A 25,646-nucleotide genomic window follows, 5' to 3' on the forward strand; every position below is an offset into this window, starting at 1 on the left:
ACCCATGCTGTTTTATCTGCTAAAATCGGGAGCTTGTTTAGCTGTTTTGCTACTCTTCTATAAACTTGTTTTAGAGAAAGAGAGCATCCATACGTTTAAACGTTACTACCTGCTGTTGTCGGTTGTGATCAGTTTTACAATTCCATTGATCACCTTTACCGAATATGTGGAAGTTACAGTAAATAATTTTCCGGTTGTTATGGAGGGTGCTCCGATGGATACTGTTGCACTTGAGGAAAATCCGATTAATTATTGGCCTATGGTTTTATGGTCTGTTTATGGTGTTGGAATGTTGTTTTTCTTTATCCGGTTTGTGTTGAAGTTCAAAGAGATTATCAGCAGGATAAAAAACAATCCAAGATTCAGCTATTCCATTTTTACCAATGTTTTGTTGCAGGAAAAACTTCCGCCGCATTCCTTCTTAAAATATATCTTTTTAAACAAAGAAGACTATACCAACAATGCTATTCCGAAGGAAGTCCTTATCCATGAACAAACCCATGTGAAGCAGCACCATTCAGCTGATATTATCCTGTTGGAAATAGCACAGATCATCTTTTGGTTCAACCCGCTAATCTTTTTCACCAAACGGTTGGTCAAACTCAACCATGAGTTTTTGGCAGACCGTGAAGTGTTGAATTGCGGAGTGCATTCATCAGCATATCAACAATTATTATTGGCGTTCTCATCAAATGCCACACCATTAACAACAATGGCAAGCGCCATTAATTATTCATCACTCAAAAAACGATTTGCAATTATGAAAAAACAAAGATCAACATCCACATGGCTAAAGTCGGCTTTATTATTGCCGCTCTTAGCAGTACTTATTTACAGCTTTAGCGATAAGGTTGTAGCACAGAAAGAATCCGTTTTTAATACTACGGAAGACATCAATATCCATATTGATGATGATGGGGCTATCAGGTTGAACAATACACCTGTAACTTTAGAAAACTTTCAGGAAAAACTTAAAAAATTATCTGAAGAAGAAAAGCAAAACGGACTTGTGGCGCATCTTATGGTTTCACCTGAAACCAAAATGGGTGTCATCACTGATATTAAATCAGTATTGAATGGTTATGGAATTTTCATAAACAATATTAAAAATGGTTCTTCAATTATTATGGAATCACCTCGTTATACTGTTCAGATCGATAAAGACTCTTATTATAGGAATGCTACATTTAAGATTGAACAGCAAGATGGGACATTTATAGAGAAAAAATATGAGGAGCTAACAGACGAGCAAAAAGCAAGGTTGCTGCCGCCACCCGCAAAACCTGTTAAAAAAATTCCATCAAAGAAAGAGTTCGATTCATGGAAAAACCCATCGCAATACGGGGTGTGGTTAGACGGTAAGCATATAGCTAATGACAAACTGAATAAACTCTCTATAAATGAGATACACGATTATGCCGTTAGCAGCTTACTAAAAAATGCAAAAGATTACGGCAAGTATAAATACCATTTAAGTATTTATACAAATGCTTATTACAGATTAAAATACAAAACTGGAAATTACCCAACACCTCTTGGACCGGAAACAGAAATTATTTTTACCAAAGAAAATTCTTTGAACATTTCAACAGGTAAAAAACAGGCTCTTAAGGGGCAAGTAGGTTATATTTCCCCAAACGGTCAAGTGGATATTACTTCATTTTATGATGATGATGTGTCTCAAATTTCTTACGATACGCAACAGACGGCTAAGGAAGGTTCAATAGAGGAGGGGACTATACAGGATCCGGTAGAACAATACAAGAGTAAGTATAAAATATACAAAACCCTAATGGATAAACCACCGCATTACATTGAGAAGCCAAAAGAAGAACAAGAAAAAATGGATGCATTGTTTTCTGATTTGGGCGGTATGTATTTTAGATTATCCCGTAAAAATAAAAGACTTGTAGAACGTCCGAAAAACCCTATATGGCCATATATAAGACTTAGAAAGGAAGACAGGATTTACTTCAAAAAATTTGAAGAGCTTACCAAAGAAGAAAAAGAGCAGTTGCCGCCGCCGCCTCCTGTAAAGGAAGTAATAAAAGTGGTTGAGGAAGATGAAATTATTGAAGTAGAAGTAGAAGTAGAAGAAGTTATTGAGGTCGTTGAAGCCCCGGAAGTATCAGAACAAATAGAAGTAATAGAAGTTGTTGAAGTGCCCATAGCCCCTCCTGCACCGCCTAACCCTGTGGAGCATTTAAAAGAGTTGGAAAAAAAGAATGCGAACTTTTACTATAACGGCAAGAAGATCACAGCCAAAAAAGCTATTGAAATAGTTAAAAACAAAAAAACAATCAACATTTCTGTCAAGGAAGTAAATATGGAGGCCCCTGAGGTTAAACTTTCTGATGAACCTATTCAAAACTGATAAATAAAGTTGTTATAATCATTCCAGATGTTAAAAATACAGGCCGTATATTCCGTTAATCAATTAAAAAGATTGTTTTCTGAGACAAAACACACACATTCAGTGATTAAATTATAAGCTCGGGATTTTACACCCCTAAGCAACTGATAGACTATAGCTTTTAAAAAGTATGAGAAAATAATCGTAATTGTTATAAGTAAAATTGTAAGTCGAAAAAAAATGCTATCTTAGAATTCAATTAGGATTAAATTTCATAATATATGAAAGTGAAAACTAAAGTGAAATGGTATAACGACCCACAGATGGTGGGTACTTTGTTAATTTTTTGGCCTCCAATTGGATTATACGGACTTTACAAAAGTGAGACTATAAAATCAAAATGGAAAAAATTAACTTACGGAGCTCTTGCTCTAGTTTGTATCTTGTTGGCAACAAATTACCTCGTCTAATTTCTTTTTTTTGGATTACTTCCACTGGTCGGATTTTGCTTATGAGTGGATGTTTGCGCTAACGTGAGAGAAAATGTATTTTAGTATTTATATAGCGAGTTGGCAGCAAGTACCAAAAGAAGCTAAAACCGATGAAGAAAATTTTATTCATTTTTATTTTAATATCAATTACTAGTTGTGCTGAGAAAAAAAGTACGAAATCCGAGCAAATAATAAAATATTACGAAGGCTTTAAAAATTCCGATTACAACCAGATAAAAAGAACGATATCTGACAGTCTCACAATTATTGAGGGTGATTATACAATGGCCTACACACCTGAAAGTTTTTATAACCAATTTAAATGGGATTCTGTTTTTAAGCCAGTTTATAAGTTGGTTAGCTTAGAAAATGAGAATAAGCAAGTCGTTGCTACTGTCTCTGTGAATTCTTTAAGATTTGAATTTTTGAAGAATAATCCTTTGACTTGTAAACATAAGTTCCATTTTAAATCAGGAAAAATAAACAAAATTGAAACCTTAGATTGTATTGATGCAAATTGGGAAATATGGCAAAAAGAAAGGGACACTCTAGTAAATTGGGTGAAGTTTAACCATCCTGAACTGGATGGGTTTATTAACGATTTAAATATGAAAGGTGCTATAGATTATTTAAACGCAATTGAATTATATAAAAAGAGTCAAGTTAAAGTAATAGAATAAATACCAGTTGCCAACATCGGTTGCACAAGCCTATAAATTGTAAAATATTGACACCCATAGCCACTTTTTAAGACTTGTTGGTTAAAATCGAAATACCACACGATGCTCCCGAAGCTTTGGGGGTGTGGTAGCGTTGCTCTTGCGTAAATGTTTATATCATAAAGGTTTATAAATGAGTTAAGATGCATTTGCACGCAACTTTTCCATAAAAATAGCATCTTATAAAAAACTTAAATGCGTTTATGATGCGACAAATAGCGATAATAGCCCTTCTGATTTCTTTTTTGGGTTGTAGCGATAAAGATGATAATGATGACCAATCAGGTTGTTCCGGGCTTGCTTGTACGGAGCAATTTGTGACCATTACGGTCTCTGTTAAAGACCCGGTAGGAGACCCGGTGGCCTTGGATAGTTTTGCCGTTACGACCATCGATTCCGGAAAAGATATTACAAGGGAGGTGAACGACAGTGAATTTGAAATGATGAAAGCATCCGGAACCTATCCGCTATTCGGGGACGAACACCGAAAAACTTACGAGAAGACAACAGTTGAGGTAAATTTTAAAGGATTTGATGAGAGCGATCAGGAAATTGTAAGTGCTTATTTCAAGGTCGGAGCAGATTGTTGCCACGTATATTTAGCCGAAGGGGAAACAGATATTGTAATTGATTAAAATAGATAATGATGAAAAATTTAAAGCTAATCGGATTACTCCTTTTGATTGGGGCTTTTATTTCTTGTAATAATGATGATGACGCAACATCATACGAAGCCAATTACTTGATTTTCGGTCATTTCTACGGAATGTGTGCCGGGGAATCCTGTGTTGAAACATTTAAACTGACCGATGATAAGTTGTTTGAAGACACAAAAGATGACTATACAAAGAAGGAATTCAGTTTTGCAGAGCAATCGGACAGTAAATTTGAACAAGTCAAGGATTTGCCTAGTTTTATCCCCAATCAATTGCTTAATGAAAAGGATTCGGTTTTTGGTTGTCCCGATTGTGCAGATGCCGGAGGGTTATTTATCCGCTACTTAGAAAACGGAAATGTAAAAAGTTGGAGAATCGATCAAGTAAAAGCCAATGTCCCCGAATACTTACACAGTTTTATGGACAAAGTAAATGAAAAGATAGAACTGATAAATAACTAAAAATCACTAGCCAATAAACAAACCCTGAATCCCAGGTATCATATTGCAAAAATCCTGTCTTACATCCCCCTCCGGCTCCCCCCTAAAGGGGAGTGAAGTATCGCAATCTTTCTCCTCCCCTTAGGGGAGGCTGGGAGGGGATAACTCCCGGATCCCATGTAACATTTTGACTGATTTCACGTTATATAGTTTTATCAATCAAAATCATAGGTGTTATGTTAAACTCGTTTTTCCGGATGTGCTCCGGAGCTGATACTGAATTGCTGGAGGAGTGCTCTAAAGCCGAACAGATAAAACAAGCCGGGATAGGGGCTACAGTGTTTTTTACAGCCGTGATGGCTTTTATAGCGTGTTCTTATGCCCTTTATACCGTATTCGACAATGTTCTTATTGCGGTCTTCTTCGGTCTCGTATGGGGCTTACTTATTTTCAATTTGGATAGGTTCATCGTTTCTACAATAAAAAAACGGGATAATTTCCGAAGTGAATTCCTTCAGGCGGTACCGCGGATTATCCTAGCGATTATCATTGCCGTTGTGATTGCCAAACCCTTGGAGCTTAAAATTTTTGAGAAGGAAATAGATCGGGTGTTGTTGGAGGAAAAGAATCAGATGACACTGGACAACCAAGAGCAAATAGCACTTCAATACAACCCGGAAACGACACAGTTACAAACCGAAATCGACGCCCTAAAAGCGGGAATTTCAGAAAAAGAAGCAGAGGTAAACAATTTGTACGATACCTATATTGCTGAAGCCGAAGGCCGCGAAGGCACCCTAAAGATTGGGAAAGGACCTGTTTACAAAGAAAAGAGGGAAAAACATGACGCTGCTTTGTCGGAACTACAAGCGTTGAGGTTGGGAAACAACAGTAAAATCGCTGAAAAAGAAAGTCAGATAGCAGCTTTAGAGATGGATTATAAAGGAAAGGTGGCAGACACACAGCCGACCATTGATGGCTTCGACGGACTTATGGCGAGGATATCGGCTTTGGATGAACTGCCTTGGTTTCCTTCGTTTTTTATTTTCCTGTTGTTCTTGGCGATTGAAACCGCTCCGGTGATATCAAAATTATTGGCTCCGAAAGGGGAATATGACATGAAACTGGAAGATGCCGAAAGCACGGTAAAAACCTGGGTCGATCAAAAAGAATATCAGCGTAAACAACAATTGGCTACCGATGCCCAAATAAATGACAAGGTATATGAAGATCTGGCCGGGGAAGAAGAACTCTATGCCTATAAACAAAAAATGGCACGGGAGATCATGCAATTGCAGGCTGATGCTTTTTATAAGCAACAGAAGCGAAATTTATAAATAAATCTCTTTATATTGTCCTGCCGTTAAAGATAGATGACATAACATAAAACAATGAATTTCAATTTGGAAGGAGTCTCCCTCAGACTTAAAACCTACAATTGGACTGCAATATTTTTCCTTTTTTTGGGAATTACATTGTTTATCAGGTTTCCTTTTTTCTTTCGTGACTATATCGACCGTGATGAGAGCACTTTTATCCTCATGGGACAGTCCATCGTTGATGGTCACCTGCCATATATGACCCTGTGGGACCTGAAACCACCCTTGCTGTTTTATTTTTTTGCGGCTGTAATTTTTCTCTTCGGAAAAAGTTTTATAGCCATTCGATTGATCGGATCCTTGCTTATTGTGGCTTCTGCCATGATCGTTTACGTTATTTCAAAAAAAATGTCAAATGAGAAGATTGCTCTGCTCGGGGGGTTGTTGCTTATTTTAACTTCAAGCCTTTTTGGGAATATTCAGGGGGTGATGAGTGAGCACATCTCTATATTTTTCTATTTGCCTGCACTTTATTTCCTGTGGAAATATCCAAGCCGTCTGTTTGGGATTTTTTGTGCCGGATTGTTGCTGGGTTGCTCTATAATGACAAAACTGAATATGGTCTATCCGGGATTGCTTTTGGGATTGTTTTTGTGCGGAAGTAGTTTTTATAGAAACATCATGAGGGGTGTTAAAAACGGAGTTGTTTTGTTTTTAGGAACTGCCACGACAATCGTTCTCACGGCTTTGCCATATATATTGATCGATCGTTTTGATGTTTGGTGGAATTCGGTCATTATGGCGGCGATAGTATATAATCCGGAAGGTTCTCCTCTCAATAAATGGGTTATGATTTTGCTTGTTGTAATGTTTGCAGTGCTGTTCTATAGGTTTTATAAAAAACATATACGACATAACAATACCCTTAAAAATCTTTATCCACTTATCGCTTTCTCTTTTTTGGGTGTGATGATTTCTTTCATTGATGTCGGGAAAATCAACGGACATTATTTAATTCAGGCCTATCCCTTTTTGATCATGATGCTCTGTGGATGGATTGCCACACTAAAAAAAGCAGAAAATTGGTCTTATAAATGGGTGCTGTTAGTGCTTATTTTTGTCACACCCGTAGAAGCCTATTTGGAATATGGCGTGTTGGGCAAACGTTTGGCAGAAGGAAAATCCCTGTACAACGAAGAAGGCTTTGAAATTCCTCAATATTTCAGCGAACAGAAAATTGATCCGGAGAATATCTTGTTTATGAATTTTCATATCGGGTATTGGATCATGGATGAAAATATTCCATCAAAAGTAATGACCCATCCATCTAATATATATAGAGATGAGCTTTTTTCTTATATGGGAATTCAAGAGGATACATCCGAAGAAGAGATCTTGCGTATATTCAATATTGTAAAACCGGACTATATTGTTGGACCCCAACCGAAAAAAATATACAGGACAAAAGATACATCAGATATCGAAGAGGTTAAATATTTCCACAATTTATTGAGGAAAAATTATCAGATTCAAGAGATTGTCGGTACAGCCGGAATATATAAGCGGAAGGGGTAGAATATTCTTATCAACGTTTGGGAATACTTCAGCAAAAAATAAATCCTATAGATTATTTATTTAAATTTAAACCATGTCTACAAAGAAACGTTTTGACAGGGCATATAAGAACGCGGGTGTCATCGAATTTGATGACACTTCTAAATTTGTGCTTTTTAGTGATTGCCACAGGGGAGACAATAGTTTTGCCGATGACTTTGCCAATAACAGAAATACATATTACCATGCTTTAAAACAATATTATAAGACAGGTTTTACCTATTGTGAATTAGGCGACGGTAACGAATTGTGGGAAAACCTTCATTTTAAAAGCATTTTCGATTCTCATAAGAATATCTTTTTGTTGCTAAAACAATTTCATGACGAAGGAAAGCTGCATTTTATCTACGGAAACCACGACATGGTGTATGAAGACGAGGCGGTTATAAAAAAGCATTACGATACCTGGTTGGATCCGGATTTGGAAGAAGAAGTGCCCTTTATGCCGAACTTGAAATATCATGAAGGACTTATTTTAAGACACAAACAAACGGGACAAGAGTTGTTCCTTATCCATGGGCATCAAGCTGATTGGTGGAATTACACCTTTTGGAAATGGAGCCGTTTTATGGTGAGGGTTTTATGGCGACCCCTGCAAGTCATTGGGATTTCAGATCCTACCAGTCCGGCAAAAAACAATTTTGAGCTTATAAAAGTCGAACGGCGTACCAAAAAGTGGATAGCCGATAATAACAACCGATTTACCATCATCGGACATACACACAGACCCCGCTTTCCCGAACCCGGAGACCTTGCTTTCTTCAACGCCGGCAGCTGTGTGCATCCCAGAAGTATTACCGGAATAGAAATAGAAAAGGGAAAGATCAAGCTCATCAAATGGTATGTCGATACCACCGAAGAAGGGGTGCTAAAAGTAGTGAGGGAAGTGCTTGAAAAACCACAAAAACTAATTGATTATCAGCTGAAACATTAAAATAGCAGATAAAAAAGTACTTTTGTTGTAGGAAAATATAAAAGAATGAAAAAAATATTACTTTTTGTTGGAGTGTCGACGCTTCTATTTGCGTGTAAAACACAACGATCGGTTACAAGTAAAACTCCGGATAATATTAAAACAATTAAGTATTTGGCCTTAGGCGATAGTTATACTGTCGGGGAAAGTGTTTGTGAAGGATGTAGTTTTCCTTTACTACTGATGAAAAAGCTTGCCAGTGATGAAAATATAAAGGTAGGAGCCCAAGTAATTGCTGAAACAGGTTGGACGACCTCAGATCTGATTCAAGGAATCCAAAAAAAAGCCCCTGGCGAGGATCAGGATATGGTAACGCTTATGATCGGGGTGAACAATCAGTATCAGGGGAAGGATTTTTCCTTATTTGAAGAGGATTTTACAACGCTTTTGGCCAAAGCAATTCAACTCGCCGGGGGTGATAGAAGCAAGGTGTTTGTCATCTCGATCCCGGATTATGCATATACACCTTTCGGGCAAGAAAGACCAAGTCCTTTGAAGATTTCTGTAGAGATAGACCAATACAATGCGTTTGTGAAGAAAACTGCTTTACACAACGGAGTGAGTTATATCAACATAACAGATATTACCCGGGAAGGACTTAATAATCCGAGTTTGGTAGCGAGTGACAGACTGCACCCGTCAAAAACGGCATACAGTAGTTTTGTTTCTCAAATTTTGTTTGAAATCAGAAAGAAAAGACTTTTTTAAACTTCAGGTGCGAGTTCTACTTCCAGACCGTCCAAATCTTCCGTCATTTGGATTTGGCAACCCAAACGACTACTGTCTTTTACATTAAAGGCCTCGGCGAGCATCAAATCTTCGTCATAACTCATTTCGGGCAACTCGTGATCGGATACCACATAACATTGGCATGAAGCACACATAGCCATTCCACCACACACACCAACGGTTCCTTCTGGAGCCAATTCATAGGAACGAACAATTTCCATAAGGTTCATTGCCATATCCGTTGGGGCTTGTACTTCGTGGATTTCGCCCTCCCTATCCTTTATTTTTATAGTAATATCAGACATCGATTCATGTTTTGAAGGCACAAAAATAGGTAAAACTTCAAAAAGAAACCTAATTACCCTAGTAAATTAGTAGAGAAAAAGTTGGAGTTTGAATAAATTTATAGCTTTTCCAAAGTTTTGAACTTTGGAAAAGCTATAAACTTGAATTTCTTATAGATCGAACCCACTTTACTTTATAGACTTCACAACTGCTTTTTCCGCTTCTTTTCTACTGCCGTCAAAACCGTCTACACCACTTACTGTAGTGTATTTCATCACATATTTTTTGTCCGGGAATATCCTTTTATAAGCACTTTGGCACATCAGTGTAGCTTCGTGGAACCCACAGAGAATCAATTTTAATTTTCCGGGATAAGTGTTTACATCGCCAATGGCATAGATACCGGGAATATTGGTTTGATAGTCGAGCGTATTATCAACCTTGATGGCATTCTTTTCAATTTCGAGTCCCCAATTGGCAATAGGCCCAAGTTTTGGGGAAAGTCCGAAAAGCGGAATAAAATGATCGAGTTCCAGTTCGATCTCTTTATCATCCGGTTTCTGTTTAACGGTAATGGCTTCCAATTGTCCGTTGCCTTGAAGCGAAGTAACTTCAGCAGGCGTGATGAGGTTGATTTTTCCGAGTTTTTTGAGTTCTTCTACCTTTTCTACGGAATCCAAAGCACCCCTGAATTCATTTCGACGATGGATCAAAGTGACCTCGTCGGCTACATCAGCTAAATAGATGCTCCAGTCCAAAGCGGAATCACCCCCACCGGCAATAGCTACTTTTTTATTGCGGTAGATTTCCGGATCCCGGATGATGTATTCGATCCCCTTGTCTTCAAAATCGGTAATGTTCTCCAATTGAGGTTTTCGGGGTTCAAAACTTCCCAAACCACCGGCAATGGCTACGACAGGAGCCTGATGTTTGGTGCCTTTGTTGGTGGTAACGATAAAAGTATCGTCATCTTGTTTTTCTATGGTTTCGGCTCTTTCACCCAGTGTGAATCCGGGTTCAAAGACCTCAATTTGCTTCATTAAATTATCGACCAAATCCCCTGCCAATACTTCCGGGAATCCGGGGATATCGTAGATCGGTTTCTTTGGATATATTTCAGAGCACTGTCCACCGGGTTGTGGAAGTGCATCAATAAGATGACACTTTAGTTTGAGTAAGCCGGCTTCAAAAACAGTAAAGAGACCTGTAGGGCCGGCTCCAATGATGAGTATATCTGTTTTAATCATGTACTTATTTTAAAAAAGTATTCTATTGCGTAAGCCATTCCTTACTGAGAGGTAGCTTACACATCAAAATGTTTTGAGCCCATGACCAAAAGTTAAGCAGTTGATGCCTTCTTTAGTATTGAGCTAGGTGAACTAAATATCACCAACGTTAACCACCTGTTCAATTTGTGGAGCGTATTTTTTTATGGTCATTTCAACACCGCTTTTCAGGGTCATTTGGTTGACATTACACCCCACACACGTCCCTTCAAGCCTCACTGTGACACGCTTGTCATTGTCGATAGACACCAAGCTGATGTTGCCTCCGTCACTTTCCAGGTAAGGCCTGATTTCTTGCAGGGCTTTCTCTACGTTTAATTTAACTTCTTCCGACGTCATCTGTTTATAAATTATTTCTTGTTAACCGCCGAACAACCTGCCATGGTCGTTATTTTTATGGCTTCTGTGGGAGGGAGGCTGTCATTGCGGTTTACCACCTCACTCACTATGTTTTTTGTCAGTTCTTCAAAAGCCTCTTCCAATGGGGTTGCAGTTTGCAATGCAGCCGGGCGACCGAAATCTCCGGCTTCGCGGATGCTTTGAACCAATGGAATCTCTCCCAAAAATGGGACTTTTAAGTCTTTAGACAGGTTTTTGGCGCCTTCCTTACCAAAAATATAATATTTATTGTCAGGAAGTTCATCCGGTGTAAAATAAGCCATATTTTCTACAATTCCGAGTACAGGCACATTAATACTTTCCTGTTGGAACATGGCTACTCCTTTTTTAGCATCTGCCAAGGCTACATTTTGTGGCGTACTTACTACCACAGCACCTGTAATAGGCAAGGATTGCATAATGCTCAGATGAATGTCTCCCGTTCCCGGAGGAAGATCAACCAACAGAAAATCCAATTCGCCCCAAGCCGCATCAAAGATCATTTGTTTTAGCGCTTTTGAGGCCATAGGCCCACGCCAAATAACCGCCTGGTCAGGTTGTGTAAAGAAACCAATCGAGAGGATTTTCACCCCATAATTTTCGACAGGTTTCATTTTTGATTTTCCATCTACATTGACTGCCAAAGGCTTTTCGTTTTGAACATCAAACATGATAGGTACCGAAGGACCGTAAATATCGGCATCCAACAAACCTACTTTAAAGCCCATTTTTGCCAGTGTAACGGCAAGGTTAGCCGTTACGGTAGATTTCCCTACACCACCTTTTCCGGAGGCAACCGCGACAATATTTTTAATGCCGGGGATAACCTTTCCTTTTATTTGTGGTTTTTCCGGAGCCTCTACCTTGATATTGACTTTCACTTTGGCCTTTTGATAGACTTTGTCGTGAATGGTCTTTAAAATCTCAACCTCGGTTTTCTTTTTCGCCTGTAAACTTGGGTTGTTTATAGTAATGTCAACAACAACTTCATCGTCAAAAATCATTACATTCCTAACCGCACGGCTTTCTATCATATTCTTTCCTTCTCCTGGAGCAGAAATGGTTTCCAATGCTTTTATGACCTCTTTCTTTTCTATTTTCATGTATTGTCTTTAATGCAATTTTTAAAAAGAATGTTTTTTATACTCATTCTAAATTACAAAGATAAGGTATACTGATTAGATAATAAAGTTTGTGTAGTTTAAAAGCACTTTTTTATCAACCGGGGAAAGAGAGATGAATCAGATTTTATTATTTAAGTATTTGCTTAAATAAGTGAATTCACTATATTTGATACTATGGATAAGATTTCTTGCATAAGACAACAGGCGGATATTAAGCAGATCAACCGTTGTAAAGACAGCATTTCGAAAATTAACGGAACATTTGATCAATTGTCCGGCGGACTTCAATTGGCGGGTAATACGGTAAGGTTGAAAATACTCTTTCTGCTTTATGAAGAGCAACAGCTTTGCGTTTGCGACCTGAGTGATGTCCTTGGAATGACGATTTCGGCAGTTTCACAGCACCTGCGAAAACTAAAAGACCGAAAGCTTATTGAAGCAGAAAGACAGGCACAAACCATTTTTTACTCACTGACAAAGGAGTATAAAGAAATGTTCAAACCGTTTTTCAGCATACTTGAAGAAAACAAAACCTTGGAAACAACATGATTACTTCTGATTTGATAAAAAATATCAAAGTTTCGATCAAAACGGCAATGGGGCAGTTGAATTATATACTGGAGCAGATTGATGATGAACAGCAAGCCGAGAATATCCTGCTTCAATTTAAAGCAGTACAAGCTATTTTGAACAAAACTACTTTTGAACTTCTGGATAATACCTACAGGAAGGCAATAGCAGAAAAAATATCATCTGCTTATCAAAATTGTCCGGGAAATTGCGGAAATGAAGAAACTATAGAGCGACTGTGCAAGCTGTTTCCGGACTTTTCCGCAGATGAAGTACCTCATAAATTGAAAGAGGCTCAGCGGGTAGAGGAAGAACTTTTAAAATTTTTATCAAAAAATAATTTGGACACCCCCTCCCCCCGTGATTGATCTTTGGACTATTGTTTAATCATTTAAATTAAGAGTTATGAAAAATATGATAATGGCAATAGCCGCAGCAGGAGTGTTAACCATTGGTGGACTCGCATATGGGTTTTCTTCATCAAACAGTGCTTGTCCGCTGGAAGGAACACCTGAATGTCCGAAAATTAATTGTCCATTGGCTGGGACACCCGACTGTCCTTATGACAAAACAATAGAAGTGTTACCTGCTTGCTGTAGGGAGTAGATACAAATAATTAGGACACGAAATCAATAGCGTCAAAAACGGTTTTATTGAATTTATGGAAAATAGAGTTTGCTGAGGTTTTGATGCAATTTCAACGTTTGTGGTTCTTTTTTGGGCGATGCAAAAAAGAACAGATGAAAATTTATTTAGGACAGAATTAATATGAAAAAAAGACTTTTACTGGGAAGTAGCATCCTTACGGCCGTAGGGGCATCCTTATGTTGTATTGTTCCGGTTCTGGCTTTGATAGCCGGAGTAGGCGGATTTGCTTCAGCGTTTTCCTGGGTTGAACCCATCAGACCATATCTTGTGGGGATGACCATTTTGGTACTCGGCTTTGCTTGGTATCATAAATTGAAGCCCAAAAAAGAAGTTGACTGCAATTGCGAAACGGATAGCAAAACAGGGAGATCAAAATTTATTCAGAGTAAAACATTTTTAGGAATAGTAACGGTTTTTGCAAGTTTAATGCTTGCCTTTCCGATGTACGCCCATGTTTTTTACCCAAAAGTAGAAAAACAGGTGGTGATAGTAGATAAATCGGATGTACAAAAAGTAGAATTCTCCATTAGCGGAATGACTTGTAACGGTTGTGCTGCCCATGTTGATCACGAAGTGAATAAGCTTCCGGGAATAATTAACATAACGACCTCGTATAAGAATAAAAATTCGATTATAGAATTTGACAGTTCAAAAACCGATGTTGAGGAAATTAAAGAAGCGATCAATGCCACAGGATATACCGTAACCGATAAAAAAGAGCAGTAATGGAAGCGATATTACAATCAACAATCACTTGTCCCAATTGCGGGCACAAGAAAGAAGAAACGATGCCGATAGACGCCTGTCAGTATTTCTACGAATGTGAAAACTGCAAGGCTGTCATAAAACCAAAAGAAGGCGATTGCTGTGTGTATTGTAGCTACGGAAGTGTAAAATGTCCGTCAATTCAACAGGATAAGGAATGTTGCTGATAAAAAATCACCCCAACGCTTTTGCCGGATCCCAAAAATACTTGTCAAAATCCTGTATCTGATTGTCTTTTACCGGAATGCCTTCGCTTTCCAGCAATTGTTGCATCAAGTTAGTCCCCTGAAAGTGGTGTTTCCCGGTGAGGATGCCTTTGCGGTTCACTACCCGGTGTGCGGGGATGTCTTCTTTCAATCCTGAGCCGTTCATGGCCCAACCCACCATTCGTGCACTCCGTGCCGCCCCGAGGTATTTGGCAATAGCTCCATAGGAAGTAACCCTTCCGTAGGGGATCAAGCGGGCAATATCATAAACACGTTCAAAAAAATTCTGGTTTTCCGGTTTCATACGTGGTTTTTTTGAATAGATTGCTGAAGTTAATTTAAAAAAACGGAAGAATCAACCGAAAAAATATGTGACTCTACACCATTTCAGAATAAAAAAGCCGGATAAATGTGATAATGAGCAAAACAGCCATTAAAGCACTTAAAATATAATCAGAATAACGGGAAAAAGTATCGGTTCTTTCCTGAAGCTTATCAAAATAGACCACATACATATAGAGCATGGCAAAAGTCCCCAAGCCGGCGGCGATGACAAACACAAGGATGTCCCACAATTCAAATTTGATCCATCCGGAAACATTCCACGCAGCGTTGAGTCCACAGAAATAGGCAATGGGCAGAACGTTTAAGGCAGAAATGAACATCCCTTTAAAAAAGACGTTTTTCTTTTTGAGTTCTACTTTCTTCCGAACTTTCTTTTGGTTTTTGTTCTTTTTGGCCAAAATGAAGAAATAAATGGAAAAAAAGGCAAAAACGGCCAAGGCGATCTTGAGTAAAATATCGATCACAAGCGGATTGTTGTACAGGTATTTAGAAATGAGCATCCCGAGGTATGCCTGAAAAACAACTGTAGTCGAAGCACCCGCAGCAAAGAGCATTCCGTTGGGTTTTCCTCGCTTTGCACTGGTCTTTGCTGCTGTGATGTTAATGAGACCGGGAAAAACCACGGCCATCAACGCAGCGGAAAAAGTAGCAAAGAAAAGAATGAATAAATGTGACATTAGTTAGGATTACATAGTTTCTATTAACGGTTGATTTAGCATTAGTTGGGTTTAAATTTGATATAGGTAATCGGTTTTTCTTCCTCAAGATACTGTTTTTCGTAGAAAGTTTGAATAGAGGTTACTTCGTCAGGGCTACCTTCGTTTCTGTAAACATTGTGATTGGCATACAGCACTTCATAACCTAAGCCGTGTAAGAGACCTAGGGTGTAGCCATGCATGAATTCACTATCTGTTTTGAGGTGAACAACACCATTTCCCTTTAGAATATTGGCATACTGCTTTAAGAAATCTGTGTTGGTCAAACGGTGTTTGGTACGCTTGTATTTGATCTGGGGATCGGGGAAGGTAATCCATATTTCATCTACCTCATCGATATCAAAAATGAATTCTATAAGTTCTATTTGTGATCGTACAAAAGCGACATTGGGCAGTGATTTCTCCAAAGCTGTTTTGGCGCCCCTCCAAAAACGGGCTCCTTTGATGTCGATACCGATGTAGTTTTTGTCAGGGTTTCTTTCAGCAAGGCTAACAGTATATTCCCCTTTTCCACAGCCTAACTCCAAAACAATGGGGTTGTTGTTCTTAAAATATTGACTTCTCCATTTCCCTTTCAGGTCAAAATCGGCATTAACGAGTTCTTCACGGCTCGGTTGGATGACATTAGAAAAGGTCTCGTTTTCTTTAAAACGTTTGAGTTTGTTTTTGCTCCCCACAACAATAATTTAATTTAAAGACAAAATTAAGGAAATCTTTCACAGAGAAAAATTAAGTTCATTTGTAGTTATGGTAAAGCCGAAAAGAATTATGGTAGCTCCTCTAAATTGGGGATTGGGGCATGCCACGAGATGTATTCCCATTATCAAGGGGTTGTTGGATGAAGGTTTTTGCCCTGTGATCGCTTCCGATGGCGAGGCATTGCGCCTGTTGAAAAAGGAATTTCCGGAATTGGAGTTTGCCGAAATGCCTTCTTATAAGATCAAATATGCTGAAAAGGCGAAGCATTTCAAACTGAAAATGATCTGGGATTCTCCTAAGATATTGAAGGCGATGACCAGGGAAAAGGAACTGACAGAGGCCTTGGTGGAAAAATTGAATATTGATGGAGTTATTTCTGATAACCGCCTAGGGGTACACTCCAAAAAAGTGCCTTGTGTGTTTATTACCCATCAGCTGAATGTATTAACGGGAAATACCACTTGGTTTAGTTCTAAAGTACACCAAAGGGTGATCAAGAAGTTTGACGAGTGCTGGGTGCCCGACATAAAAGGAGAACCTAATTTAAGCGGACGCTTGGGACATTTAAAAAAAGACGATCCTACCATAAAATATATTGGCCCGTTGAGCAGGCTGGAAAAAAAGGATTTACCACAGCAATACGATCTTATGGTTATTATTTCAGGACCGGAACCCCAAAGGAGTATGCTGGAAAGCCGTTTGCTTATAGAAACTCAAAAATTGGAAGGGAAGGTGCTTTTTGTAAGGGGAAAAATTGAAGCGAAGCAAAAAGTTGTTGAAGAGGGAAATGTAACGGTTTATAATTATATGAACTCCTCCCAATTGGAAACCGCTTTTAACGAAAGTGCTTTGGTGTTATCACGTTCGGGGTATACAACGGTCTTGGATCTTGCAAAACTGGGGAAGAAGGCCTTTTTTATCCCTACACCCGGACAATACGAACAAGAATATCTGGCAGAACGGCTGCAAGAGGAAAAATTAGTGCCCTATTGCAAACAGGATGATTTTGAAATCGGAATGTTGGAACGTGTAGCAGATTTTAAAGGATTGCAAGGAATTGGATCAACCTGTGAATTCGCGATCTTGTTTAGCCTTTTCAAGGGTAAATGAAAATTCTGAACCCACGCCAAAAACACTTTCTACATAGATTTTTTCCATGTGGGCTTCAATAATGTGTTTTACAATGGAGAGTCCCAATCCGGAGCCCCCTTCTTTCCGGCTTCCGCTTTTGTCAACACGGTAAAAACGCTCAAATAAACGTGGGATGTTTTGACTTTCAATACCTTCCCCGTTGTCAGTTATGCGAACAATCACCTTATTCTGGACAAGGTTTTCAATACTAACTTCCGTAGTGCCACTTTCTTTTCCGTATTTAATGGAATTTACCACCAGATTGGTCAATACCTGCTGAATGCGTTCCCTATCGGCATAAACCATGATAGGTTCATCGTATTCAAGGTCGAAAGTGAGTGTGATGTTCTTTTTGCTGGCCTTCATTTCCATCAGGTCGAAAACACCCTGGATGAGATCAACAATGTCAAATTCCTCATAATCCAAATGCAGATCACCCGATTCCAATTTACTGATCATATCGAGGTCGCGGACAATATAAATAAGGCGTTCTACTCCTTTACTGGCCCTGTTCAGGTATTTTTTTCTGATGCTTTTATCTTTCATCCCACCGTCCAGCAAGGTCAAAATATAGCCTTGAACGGTAAATAGTGGCGTTTTGAGTTCGTGTGATACATTCCCGAGGAATTCCTTCCGATAGGCTTCCCGTATTTTCAGGGTTTCGATCTCCAGTTTTTTATTCTGGGCAAACTTTTCGATTTCCTCCGTGAGGGTTCGCATATCGGTAGTGACCGGTTGGTCCTGAAAAGTAGTCGATTCCAACAGGGAAACATCGTCGTAGATCTTTTTCACCCGTTTGTAGATGAAGTTTTCCACCCGGTATTGAATGATAAAAAAGGAAAATACGAACAAAAAAATACCGAAGAGCACAATCATCCATACATGGATATCGGTAATATAGTGTTGTAAAAAACACAATCCTATGACGGCACAAAACGTAATGAGTGCAGACGACCGGAATGCGAATCGATATGATTTTTTCAGTTTGGTTCTCAAAAGTACTGTGTTGAGCCGATAAAGTTAAGACAATTTAGCAAGTTGAGTTATTGAACAGCTAAAAATGCTTCCAGCTATCTAACAATCTAGTGATCTAGAGAACAAACTTATATCCTACTCCCTTCACCGTTTTAAAATGATCGTCCCCAATCTTTTCGCGGAGTTTCCTGATGTGCACATCAATGGTCCTACCACCGACAATCACTTCGTTACCCCACACCTTGTCAAGGATCTCATCTCTTTTGAAGACTTTTCCGGGACGACTGGCTAAAAGGGAAAGCAATTCAAATTCCTTGCGGGGAAGGATAATCTCCTTTCCGGACTGGACAATTTTGTATTCATCACGGTTGATGACAATGTTTCCAACCTTAACAATACTTTTTACAGATTCTTCATCTTCTTTCAGACGTCTTAATAGGGCTTTGACCTTACTGATGAGCACTTTCGGCTTGATAGGCTTGGTGATATAATCGTCGGCACCGGCATCAAAACCGGCCACTTGTGAGTAATCTTCGCCACGAGCGGTCAAAAAGGTAATAATGGAGTTCTCGAGGTCGGGCGATTTTCTTATCTGTTCACAGGTTTCAATACCATCCATTTCCGGCATCATAACATCCAAAATAATTAAGTGTGGTTTTTCTTTTTTAGCTTTGGCAATGGCTTCAATCCCGTTTTTGGCGGTAGAAACATTATAGCCTTCAGAAGACAGGTTGTATCCTACAATTTCCAAGATATCCGGTTCGTCATCGACTAAAAGGATCTTGATTTCCTTCTTTTTCATTTGTTATAAAGTTTGGTTTTATAATACACAATTGTTTCTGTTGTCTTGTCCACTGTCACCCTTGTCACCCTGAGCTTGTCGAAGGGTTGTCGAAGACTTATTGATCGTTAATTAACTTATACTTCGACAGGCCTGCCTGTTCGGCAGACAGGCTCAGTATGACATCTGTACTTATTGTTTCTTAGATAATCTCATTTAAACAACCTATTTTGTAATATAATCATTTTTAACATTTTAAAAACAACTACGTTACATTTCGCAGGTCAAAAGTAAATATAATATTAAAATATAAAAGCACTTAACATTGATTTAATATGATAACACAAAGGTAACATAAAACTGATTTAGGTTTAACATGTGGGTAACTTGATATTTAGATATCGCTCGTTTATTTGCAACGAAAATCTAAATTGAAGAATGAAACATTTATTTGCAGCTTTAATGCTGTTTGTTAGTGCCTTAGCCATGGCGCAAGAGATGACAGGATCAATAATTGGAGTGATCACTGATAAGGAAATGAATAATGACCCATTACCATTTGCGAATGTGCAGATTCAGGGGTCGAGTAAAGGAACTACAACCGATATAGATGGCTTGTATGAAATCAGTAATGTAGAACCGGGAACATACACAATAGTTGTAAGTTTTATAGGATATGAAACGCTGAAAGTGCCGGATGTTGTGGTTGAAGCAGGTAAGGTAACTGAAATCAATACCGGTTTAGGTGCAGGAAGCGTGAGTTTAGATGAGGTAGTGGTGACTACCACTGTTAGAAGAGATTCTGAAACTGCTTTATTACTTGATCAGAAAAAAGCTGTTGAAATAAAAGAGAGTATTGGAGCTCAACAGCTCAGTAAGTTGGGGGTTTCTGATGTAGCGACTGCAACTACAAAAATTTCTGGTGTTACCAGTAGTGAAGCATCTGGGGATGTTTATGTAAGAGGATTGGGGGACAGGTATCTGTCAACTACAATGAATGGTTTACCTGTGCCTTCTGATGATGTAGAGCGTAAAAATATTGATTTAAGCCTGTTTCCCACAAGAGTAATTCAAAATGTGGGTATAAGTAAAACGTATTCTACTCAAAGCTCGGCAGATCAGGCATCGGGTAATATTGATATAGCAACGAGAGAATTGGCAGGAAGTGAAGAATTCAGTATTGGAATTCGTGGGGGTGCTAATACTAATGTAATGCAAAGTGGAGTTAGCGATAATTTTAAAGTGTCGCCTAACACGAGTGATGTTACTATGGGTTTTTATAAAAAAGATATCCATACCTATAATGCTCTTGTTGACCAGACATGGAATACACAGACTGCCGATAACCCCATGAATTATCGTTATGCCATTACAGCTGGTAAAAAAATAGGAGAAAAATTATCATTGTTCTTTACAGGTTCACAATCCACAAGTCATGAATATAAAGAAGGGGTTTTTAGAGAATACAGAAGTAACTTTATCAATGATAGTATAACAGATGCCGTGAATTATTCTAAAAATATCACTACAACCGGTTTGTTGGATGTAGGTTATTTTATTAATTCTAATAGTAAGGTGAAGTTTCACAGTCTTTTTGTAAATAAACTTTCCGATGAAGTTTATGAAGGAGGAAGGAATGGTGAAGGATGGGCGTTTGAAGAAACGGAAACCGCTGAGGGGCTTTCACAGTTTATAAGAGACCAAAATATCAAACAAACCAGATTATGGATCAATCAATTGGTGGGAACTCATTTTATATCAGAAAAAAACCAATTGGATTGGGCAGTGGGCTATAATATGGTAGATGCCGATGAGCCTAACAGAATTCGTAACGAGGTGAATTTTGATATAGATAGTGATTTTGTTCAGCTTGGTAGAACAGGTGGGTTTCAACAAAGAAAATCCAGTCAGGAAATCAGTGATAGGGAGATTAATGGGTTGATTAAGGATAAGCTTGTTTTTATAGATGAGGAAGAAAAACAGTTTAATATTAATGTTGGTGCAAATTTCAGAAATAAAACACGTGATTTTGAATCTAATTTTTATGGGCTGGAAGAAGCTTCGACAAACACATTAAACCCGACATCTATTGATGATATATCTTCAGTATTTACACGGGAAAACTGGAATAATGGAACCTTGACTGAAAACATTTTACCAACGGATTATTACGATGGTGAATTGAGCTCAATTGCAGGTTTTGTGAATTTTAGCATTGGAATTAAAAACTTTATTGCAAATGTAGGATTCCGTTATGAGGTAGATGATCTTGATGTTAACTTTGACGTGAATAACTACCCTGGAAGAGAGGGGACTTCAAGCAAATCGTATTCAGATGTGTATCCTAGTCTGAATATGAAATACAACTTCAATGAAAAACACGGTATCCGTTTTGCAACAAGCCGAACCATTACATTACCTGAATTTAAGGAAATGGCTCCTTTTGAATATGTGTCACCCACTGGGCAGGTAACTCGTGGTAATCCAAATATAGAAGCGTCAACTAATTATAACTACGACCTAAAGTATGAATATTTCATTACTCCGGGACAATTAGTTTCGTTTGCAGGATTCTATAAAACTATAGAAGATCCTATTAACAAAGTGCAGGACAGGGGTTCTGCAGGAGTATTCTCATATTTTAATTCGGGAGAAGAGGCAAGGATTTTTGGTTTAGAATTAGAAACGAGACTAGACTTGGTAAAGTCTGAAGAGGTTGATTCAGGATATGACCTTAACTTAAATCTTAATGCAACAAGAATGTGGCATCAGCAGGATTTAAAAGAAATGCATGATGAAGAAGGGAATTTCATACGAACATTCCGTTACAAAGGATTAACAGAAACAGGTTTACAAGGAGCTTCAGAATGGATATTTAATTCTTCGTTAAGTTTTTCAACAAAACAAGAGAATGAATTTAACGCTACCGTAACGGCGAATTATGCTTCAGATAAGATATTTGCTATAGGAGCCCCTGAGATACAAACCGAAAGTGATATCAACTATAACGATGAGATTATTGAAGAAGGGTTTGTAGTCTTAGATGCCGTGCTCAGTAAAGATTTTGGAGAACATTGGAGCTTTCGATTAATGGGAAGAAACCTTTTAAATCCTGATGTAAAAAGAACACAAAATGTAAAGCCAAGTACTACGGGTATTGAAACAAACCGAGTAGTAAGATCCTATACAAATGGTGTTAGACTAAGTTTAGGAGTTAATTATAGTTTTTAATCAAAACAATTAAACCAAAAAGAGGAGAATCAATTTTTAAATTTTATTTATTATGAAAAAAACAATGATGAAAATTTCAGTATTATGCACAATTCTATGTGCACTTATCATCACAGGCTGTAGCAGTGATGACACACCAGATGGTCCGGAGCCACCGGAACCAACAGACGATACCCTTGAAGGGAACCTTACTGAGGATACTACCTTAGATTCAAGTATAGAATATACCTTGACGGGAAGTTTTTTTGTTACCGAAGGAGCTACTTTGACTATTCCAGCTGGCACTAAAATTGTTTCTGAATCAGGAACAGATAAGTACATAACTATCGACAAAGGGTCTAAAATAGATGTACAAGGTACGGAAAGTAACCCTGTATTAATGACATCCAAGAATGAAACTCCAGGTGACTGGGGAGGATTGGTTATTCTTGGTGACGCTACAACTACTGCTGGTGCGAACTCATCTGCTGAAGTTGGTGGATTTATTTATGGTGGGAATAACGATGCTGATGACTCAGGTTCAATCAACTATCTGATCATTAACTATGCTGGTGCTCAGATTAACGCAGAATCACAATACAATGGTCTTACTTTATATGCTGTTGGTTCTGGAACATCTATCAGCAATGTGGCTATGTTGAACGGGACTGACGATGGTGTTGAATTCTTTGGAGGTACTGTATCAGCTACCAATCTGTATTTAGAAAACAATGAAGATGATGCAGTTGACTGGACAGAAGGTTGGAGTGGTACTGTGGATAACACTTATGTGTTGCACACTATTGAAGGCTTCTCTACAGCTATTGAAGCGGATAAAGTAAACAACAATCCTACATTCAATAACTTTACAGCTGTTTCAGCAACCGGAGGTACTGCTCTTCAGTTCAAAAAAGAATCCGGAGCTACTATTAATGGATTATCGCTTACCGGATATACTACATCTATAGATATGGCAGATGGTGGTCCTCTTGCCAATGTGGTTATAGAAGGCGAAACGGCTGATGAATTTAAAAGTTATACTACAGAACCAACCGTAGATGTTAGTACATTTGCTTGGGTAAACTCTAATGCAACTATAAGTGATGAAGTGCTTCAAGGATATGTTGATGCTGAAGTAACACTAGATGCTTCTGTAGCATACGAATTAAACTCTTCTTATATTGTAAGAGATGGAGGTAAATTAACTATACCTGCCGGTACTAAAATAACAGCTGCTAATGGCGGAACTTCTGTTTACATTGCTGTATTAAAAGGAGGCGAAATAGATATTCAAGGAACTCCTGAAAACCCTGTAGTGATAGGATCTGTTGATGGTAACCCTGGCGATTGGGGTGGATTAACCATCTGCGGAAACGCTACAACAACTGCCGGTGTAGACGCTGTAGCAGAAGTTGGTGGTTTCATTTACGGTGGAACTGATGATGCCGATAGCTCAGGAAGTATCACTAACCTTGTAATAGTTGGAACTGGAGCTCAAATTAATTCTGAGTCTCAATATAATGGAGTTTCTTTATATGCTGTAGGTTCAGGAACAACAATTGAAAACATTGCGGTTAAAAATGGTGCTGATGACGGAGTTGAATTCTTCGGAGGAACTGTTTCTGCAACAAACCTTTATTTGGAAAATAATGAAGACGATGCTGTAGACTGGACTGAAGGATGGAATGGAACTGTAACCAATGTTTATGTTTCTCATAGCATTGAAGGGTTCTCAACAGCAGTAGAAGCTGATGGAACTAACGGTAACCCTACCTTGGTAAACTTTACTGCAGTAGCCTCAACAGCTGGTACTGGATTACAGTTTAAAAAGGAATCTGGAGCAACTTTTGAAAACGCACACCTTTCAGGTTATACAACCAATGTTGATTTTCCTAATGGAGGTGCTCCAAGTAATGTAATAGTTGATGGTACACCTTTAACAACTGCTGAAGACGATGTATTCAATGGTACTGCCTTGGATATCTCAGGATGGTCTTGGATTGAAGCTTCTTTGTAAGCAGAGAGAAAGAAGAATAAAATAATATTCTATAAACCCAAACCCCGGCAATGCGCCGGGGTTTTTTGTTTTATTTTCGCATATAAGACACGAAAAACTGTCCCCTTGAGGATAAACAGAGCGACAAAATATATTTTGTAGTGAAGTTTGCGAGCGTAGCTCTTTAGGGGTGTTCACGCACTATTTTTAGGTGCTTTCTCCCTGTTTTTACGTTATTTGATGAAGTTTTTACGTTCCGAACGTGTTAGAATACGTTGTCTAACGTAAAATTTTACATTGCACAACGTATTTTTTTACGTTACTTAACGTATAATTTTACGTTCAGGACGTATCCGTTTACGTTCTACAACGTATATTTTTGGGTCATTAACCTAAACGGACCACCTTGACAACGTATTAGGGATACCTTTTTGACTAAGAACTCATTTAAACTTTCTCCAATTGGCTACAAAATGATCTTTTTACCCCATATTTTGTCTTTTTATTGCTCCATAGCTATGGCTATGCAGCGCAAAAAAGCCTTCATCTGGAGCAAAAATCTCTATTTTTCGCTTCAATTAAGAAAGCTTAAACGAGTTCTAATTTAATAATGAATGTAAAGGAAAGAGGAGGAGTTTTGAAGAAAAAGAATGAGGGGAATAAAGAAAGAATGAGGGAATATATATAATTACAACCTATTCAATGGTTTTGTCTCCATTTTTACGGTTGCCACGTGGGAAAAATTGCCTGAGTTCGGCCACTTTTTCGGTATAGCCATTTTCTCCGGCACCTTTTTTATACTGAGCATAATTATAGTCTATTAAAGCATCGCGGAAATTGTCATAATCGTGCATCATTTTTGTACTTTCCATTTGGAATGCCAAACTCTGCAAACGCTCGGTACGGCTTTCTAAAAATAACCGGGCATTATAATCTTTTTTAAAATCCTCCCAATCTACTTCGGGAGCACATAAGGTTGGTGTTGTTTGCACATAACCGTTCACTTTGTTTACAAAAAGCTTGTTCTGTTCGTTGATAGAACCGTATTTTATACGTTCCTGTTCTGTTAAAGCAGATAGCTTTCCTTTTAATAGATCTTCAAGTTTTGTAATCAGTTCGTCCACCTGACTTTTGTCTTTTTCGGTCAGTGATGTTTGGATAACGTTTTTCATTGTTTATAAGAATTAAATTAATAATAGGAGTAAATATATTAAATAACGGTTTGTTAACATTAAAT

General features: G+C 38.3%; 26 protein-coding genes. 16 read left to right on the top strand and 10 right to left on the bottom strand.

Annotation, left to right across the window (positions count from 1 at the left end):
* Positions 1-4: 4 nt before the first annotated feature.
* The 8 genes from OOZ15_RS07930 (at position 5) to OOZ15_RS07965 (ending at position 9,273) form a co-directional block, all read left to right on the top strand.
* On the top strand, positions 5-2,374 hold the full coding sequence (locus OOZ15_RS07930) for a M56 family metallopeptidase (RefSeq protein ID WP_265955628.1): 2,370 nt from the start codon (positions 5-7) through the stop codon (positions 2,372-2,374).
* A gap of 580 nt (positions 2,375-2,954) precedes the next feature.
* Complete coding sequence (locus tag OOZ15_RS07935; RefSeq protein ID WP_265955630.1) at positions 2,955-3,524, top strand: hypothetical protein; 570 nt, start codon at positions 2,955-2,957, stop codon at positions 3,522-3,524.
* Positions 3,525-3,766: 242 nt separating this feature from the next.
* Positions 3,767-4,198 carry a hypothetical protein gene (locus OOZ15_RS07940; protein ID WP_265955632.1) on the top strand — a complete coding sequence of 144 codons (432 nt, stop codon included), beginning with the start codon at positions 3,767-3,769 and terminating at the stop codon, positions 4,196-4,198.
* 11 nt (positions 4,199-4,209) lie between these two features.
* Positions 4,210-4,680 (top strand): hypothetical protein, encoded by a 471-nt coding sequence (locus OOZ15_RS07945; protein WP_265955634.1) that lies wholly within the window; start codon positions 4,210-4,212, stop codon positions 4,678-4,680.
* Between the two features lie 215 nt (positions 4,681-4,895).
* A complete protein-coding gene (locus OOZ15_RS07950; protein ID WP_265955636.1) occupies positions 4,896-5,996 on the top strand; it encodes a DUF4407 domain-containing protein in 1,101 nt (366 codons plus the stop codon).
* Between the two features lie 54 nt (positions 5,997-6,050).
* Positions 6,051-7,553, top strand: a complete 1,503-nt coding sequence (locus OOZ15_RS07955) for an ArnT family glycosyltransferase (protein WP_265955637.1) — start codon at positions 6,051-6,053, stop codon at positions 7,551-7,553.
* Between the two features lie 73 nt (positions 7,554-7,626).
* On the top strand, positions 7,627-8,526 hold the full coding sequence (locus OOZ15_RS07960) for a metallophosphoesterase family protein (RefSeq protein WP_265955638.1): 900 nt from the start codon (positions 7,627-7,629) through the stop codon (positions 8,524-8,526).
* Between the two features lie 45 nt (positions 8,527-8,571).
* Positions 8,572-9,273: an SGNH/GDSL hydrolase family protein gene (locus tag OOZ15_RS07965; RefSeq protein WP_265955639.1), complete on the top strand. Its 702-nt coding sequence runs from the start codon at positions 8,572-8,574 to the stop codon at positions 9,271-9,273.
* Here OOZ15_RS07965 and OOZ15_RS07970 read toward each other — a convergent pair.
* The 4 genes from OOZ15_RS07970 to OOZ15_RS07985 form a co-directional block, all read right to left on the bottom strand.
* On the bottom strand, positions 9,270-9,599 hold the full coding sequence (locus OOZ15_RS07970) for a 2Fe-2S iron-sulfur cluster-binding family protein (protein ID WP_265955641.1): 330 nt from the start codon (positions 9,597-9,599) through the stop codon (positions 9,270-9,272). The two genes, OOZ15_RS07965 and OOZ15_RS07970, sit on opposite strands and share 4 nt — an antisense overlap.
* A gap of 168 nt (positions 9,600-9,767) precedes the next feature.
* Positions 9,768-10,826, bottom strand: coding sequence for an NAD(P)/FAD-dependent oxidoreductase (locus OOZ15_RS07975; protein ID WP_265955643.1), 1,059 nt, complete (start codon positions 10,824-10,826; stop codon positions 9,768-9,770).
* Positions 10,827-10,958: 132 nt separating this feature from the next.
* On the bottom strand, positions 10,959-11,204 hold the full coding sequence (locus OOZ15_RS07980; protein ID WP_265955645.1) for a NifU family protein: 246 nt from the start codon (positions 11,202-11,204) through the stop codon (positions 10,959-10,961).
* Positions 11,205-11,215: 11 nt separating this feature from the next.
* Entirely contained in the window at positions 11,216-12,346 is a 1,131-nt protein-coding gene (locus OOZ15_RS07985) for an Mrp/NBP35 family ATP-binding protein (protein ID WP_265955647.1), read from the bottom strand.
* 195 nt (positions 12,347-12,541) lie between these two features.
* Between OOZ15_RS07985 and OOZ15_RS07990 the strand changes: the two genes are divergently transcribed.
* The 5 genes from OOZ15_RS07990 (at position 12,542) to OOZ15_RS08010 (ending at position 14,517) form a co-directional block, all read left to right on the top strand.
* Entirely contained in the window at positions 12,542-12,916 is a 375-nt protein-coding gene (locus OOZ15_RS07990; protein WP_265955649.1) for an ArsR/SmtB family transcription factor, read from the top strand.
* Positions 12,913-13,305, top strand: a complete 393-nt coding sequence (locus OOZ15_RS07995; protein ID WP_265955651.1) for a metal-sensing transcriptional repressor — start codon at positions 12,913-12,915, stop codon at positions 13,303-13,305. The genes OOZ15_RS07990 and OOZ15_RS07995 overlap by 4 nt, the downstream gene beginning before the upstream one ends.
* Positions 13,306-13,342: 37 nt before the next feature.
* Positions 13,343-13,543: a hypothetical protein gene (locus OOZ15_RS08000; protein WP_265955652.1), complete on the top strand. Its 201-nt coding sequence runs from the start codon at positions 13,343-13,345 to the stop codon at positions 13,541-13,543.
* Positions 13,544-13,705: 162 nt separating this feature from the next.
* Positions 13,706-14,311, top strand: coding sequence for a mercuric transport protein MerTP (merTP, locus tag OOZ15_RS08005; protein ID WP_265955654.1), 606 nt, complete (start codon positions 13,706-13,708; stop codon positions 14,309-14,311).
* Entirely contained in the window at positions 14,311-14,517 is a 207-nt protein-coding gene (locus OOZ15_RS08010; RefSeq protein WP_265955656.1) for a GDCCVxC domain-containing (seleno)protein, read from the top strand. Before merTP ends, OOZ15_RS08010 begins: the two co-directional genes overlap by 1 nt.
* A gap of 7 nt (positions 14,518-14,524) precedes the next feature.
* On the opposite strand, the gene OOZ15_RS08015 is transcribed toward OOZ15_RS08010, so the two are convergent.
* The 3 genes from OOZ15_RS08015 to trmB all read right to left on the bottom strand — a co-directional run bounded on the left by OOZ15_RS08015 (position 14,525) and on the right by trmB (position 16,294).
* On the bottom strand, positions 14,525-14,860 hold the full coding sequence (locus tag OOZ15_RS08015; protein ID WP_265955658.1) for an MGMT family protein: 336 nt from the start codon (positions 14,858-14,860) through the stop codon (positions 14,525-14,527).
* A gap of 73 nt (positions 14,861-14,933) precedes the next feature.
* A complete protein-coding gene (locus tag OOZ15_RS08020; RefSeq protein ID WP_265955660.1) occupies positions 14,934-15,578 on the bottom strand; it encodes a LysE family transporter in 645 nt (214 codons plus the stop codon).
* A 41-nt stretch (positions 15,579-15,619) separates the two neighbouring features.
* Positions 15,620-16,294 (bottom strand): tRNA (guanosine(46)-N7)-methyltransferase TrmB, encoded by a 675-nt coding sequence (gene trmB, locus OOZ15_RS08025; RefSeq protein WP_265955662.1) that lies wholly within the window; start codon positions 16,292-16,294, stop codon positions 15,620-15,622.
* A 91-nt stretch (positions 16,295-16,385) separates the two neighbouring features.
* Between trmB and OOZ15_RS08030 the strand changes: the two genes are divergently transcribed.
* Complete coding sequence (locus tag OOZ15_RS08030) at positions 16,386-17,426, top strand: glycosyltransferase (protein WP_265955664.1); 1,041 nt, start codon at positions 16,386-16,388, stop codon at positions 17,424-17,426.
* Here OOZ15_RS08030 and OOZ15_RS08035 read toward each other — a convergent pair.
* Together OOZ15_RS08035 and OOZ15_RS08040 are read right to left on the bottom strand one after the other, a co-directional pair.
* Positions 17,379-18,323 (bottom strand): sensor histidine kinase, encoded by a 945-nt coding sequence (locus tag OOZ15_RS08035; protein ID WP_416337315.1) that lies wholly within the window; start codon positions 18,321-18,323, stop codon positions 17,379-17,381. The two genes, OOZ15_RS08030 and OOZ15_RS08035, sit on opposite strands and share 48 nt — an antisense overlap.
* A 214-nt stretch (positions 18,324-18,537) precedes the next feature.
* Positions 18,538-19,224: a response regulator transcription factor gene (locus OOZ15_RS08040; RefSeq protein ID WP_265955667.1), complete on the bottom strand. Its 687-nt coding sequence runs from the start codon at positions 19,222-19,224 to the stop codon at positions 18,538-18,540.
* A gap of 417 nt (positions 19,225-19,641) precedes the next feature.
* Between OOZ15_RS08040 and OOZ15_RS08045 the strand changes: the two genes are divergently transcribed.
* Positions 19,642-22,434: a TonB-dependent receptor gene (locus OOZ15_RS08045; protein WP_265955668.1), complete on the top strand. Its 2,793-nt coding sequence runs from the start codon at positions 19,642-19,644 to the stop codon at positions 22,432-22,434.
* Positions 22,435-22,486: 52 nt separating this feature from the next.
* Complete coding sequence (locus OOZ15_RS08050) at positions 22,487-24,430, top strand: hypothetical protein (RefSeq protein WP_265955671.1); 1,944 nt, start codon at positions 22,487-22,489, stop codon at positions 24,428-24,430.
* 674 nt (positions 24,431-25,104) lie between these two features.
* Here the strand turns inward: OOZ15_RS08050 and OOZ15_RS08055 are convergent.
* The gene (locus OOZ15_RS08055; protein WP_265955673.1) at positions 25,105-25,581 is read right to left on the bottom strand and encodes a hypothetical protein; all 477 of its coding nucleotides are present in this window, start codon (positions 25,579-25,581) and stop codon (positions 25,105-25,107) included.
* Between the last annotated feature and the right edge of the window lie 65 nt (positions 25,582-25,646).

The sequence above is a fragment of the Galbibacter kalidii genome, from assembly GCF_026241135.1.
Taxonomy (GTDB): Bacteria; Bacteroidota; Bacteroidia; order Flavobacteriales; family Flavobacteriaceae; genus Galbibacter.